This window comes from Rappaport israeli, assembly GCF_001888055.1.
Classification (GTDB): domain Bacteria; phylum Pseudomonadota; class Gammaproteobacteria; order Cardiobacteriales; family Cardiobacteriaceae; genus Rappaport; species Rappaport israeli.
The window spans coordinates 1-1604 of the sequence record NZ_LXHZ01000032.1; the positions used below are offsets into that span (position 1 = coordinate 1).

At 60.8% G+C, this 1604-nt stretch carries 3 protein-coding genes and 1 pseudogene; all 4 read left to right on the forward strand.

The window, feature by feature from the left end; translation table 11 throughout:
• Window positions 1-246 (forward strand): annotated as a pseudogene (locus tag A5N84_RS10355) (hypothetical protein); the annotation flags it as partial.
• Window positions 233-427 carry a hypothetical protein gene (locus A5N84_RS09175; protein WP_143324911.1) on the forward strand — a complete coding sequence of 65 codons (195 nt, stop codon included), beginning with the start codon at window positions 233-235 and terminating at the stop codon, window positions 425-427. The pseudogene A5N84_RS10355 and the gene A5N84_RS09175, both read left to right, overlap by 14 nt.
• Window positions 397-1146 (forward strand): hypothetical protein, encoded by a 750-nt coding sequence (locus A5N84_RS12970; RefSeq protein ID WP_143324912.1) that lies wholly within the window; start codon window positions 397-399, stop codon window positions 1144-1146. The genes A5N84_RS09175 and A5N84_RS12970 overlap by 31 nt, the downstream gene beginning before the upstream one ends.
• Window positions 1092-1604, forward strand: a 513-nt coding sequence (locus A5N84_RS09185) for a hypothetical protein (protein WP_143324913.1), incomplete at its 3' end; no start/stop codon positions are given. The genes A5N84_RS12970 and A5N84_RS09185, both read left to right, overlap by 55 nt.

A 1604-nucleotide genomic window follows, 5' to 3' on the forward strand; every position in this document is an offset into this window, starting at 1 on the left:
CGCGGTCGTTGTTTTTTGCCGACGCGTTGGGCGCGGGCGGTGGCGGTGCGGCGGATGTTGGCGCGGGTGTTTGCGTTGTTGGTGGTAACGGTGGGGCTGTTTTTTGTGGCGGCATGGGTGGAGGCGTTTTGGTCGGCTAGGGTGTTGGCGCCTGAGGTGAAATTTATGGTGGGGGGGGTGTTGTGGGCGCTGGTGTTGGGTTATGGGGTGTGGGTGTGGCGCGGAGGGAATGATGTTGCGCGTTAGTATGAGGGAGCGTTCGGTTGTTGAGGTGGGGCAGTTGGGGTTGGCTTTGGCGCGTGGTTATGGTTTGGGGTTGTTGTGGGTGGGGTTGCCTGTGGGGTTGGTGATTGTGGGGGTTGGTGGGGTTGTGAGTGGGTGGCTTGGGTCGCCATTGTGGCTGTTGGGGGGTTTGGTGGGGGGTTGAAGCCGTTGTATGAGCGGGTGTTGGTGGGTTGGTTGGGGAGTGTGGTGGCTGGGGAGGCTATAGGGGTTTGGCAGGCGCAACGGGCGATGTGGGCGCGTGGGTGGTGGGCGGAGTTGTTGTGGCGACGGTTTTTTGTGCGCTTTAGGGTGATGCGCCATGCGGTGTGTGTGCTGGAGGGGGGGGAGGATTTGCGTGCGCGGATGGAGGTGGTCTCTGCGTTGGGTGGATTGGGGCGTTGGGTGGTGGGGTTGGCGCTGATGGGGGCGGTGGTGTGGGTGAGTGGGGTGGTGGTGTTTCCTTGGCGCTTGGATTGGTTTGGGGTGTTGGATGGGTTGATGAGGGATGGGTTGGATTTTCTGGCGCTTAATAGGGGGATTTTGTGGGCGTTGGTGTTGTGGTGGGTGTTGGTGTCGTGGGGGATGTCGGTGGTGTTTGTGTGTGTGGGGTTTGCGTTTTATTTGCAGGGACGGATGCAGTTGGAGGGTTGGGGGATTGGTTTGGGGTTGAAGGCTTTGGCGCGACGTTTGGCGGTGGTGGTGGTGCTGGGTTGGCTGGGGTTGGGTTTGCGTGGGGAGGCGGTGTGGGCGATGTCGGAGGAGGAGCGGCAGGCGTATAGGGCGCGGGTGCAGGGGGTGATGGAGGCGCCTGAGGTGAGTCCTTATGGTTGGCAGGTAAAAAAGATGGGGATGAGGGGCATAAGGTGGGGCGGTCTGATTTGAATGGGGAGGATTTTGCGGTGGTTTTGCGAGGTGGGTTGGTGTTGGGGGCTTTGGGGGTGTCGATGTGGATGGGGGGGTTGGTATGGAGGCGCTGGCGAGAAAGACGACGGTTTGGTGATGGGGCGCTGGGAGTGGTGGCAGGGGTACCAGTGGGGGCGATGCCTGAATTGTCTGGGGTGTGGGGGTTGTATGAGCAGGGAGAGTATTTGGCGGTGGTGGGGTTGTTATATCAGCGGCTGGTGTTGGGTGCGAAGGCGCATGGGTTGCCAGAGTTTGCGCGTGGGGAGGCGGAGTTTGCGTATTTGTATCGGGTGCGTGGGGGGCTTGATGAGCGGTTTTGGCGCTGTGTGCAGGAGGTGTTGGAGTTGTGGGTGTTGGCGGTTTATGGTGGGCGGAGTTTGCAGGATGAGGCGGTGTTGGCGGTGTTGCAGGAGTATGAGGCGTTATGGGGGCGGATA

Coding starts and splice junctions, on each gene's coding strand:
- A5N84_RS09175 (WP_143324911.1), top strand. CDS start 233: ATGTTGCGCGTTAGTATGAGGGAGCGTTCGGTTGTTGAGGTGGGGCAG.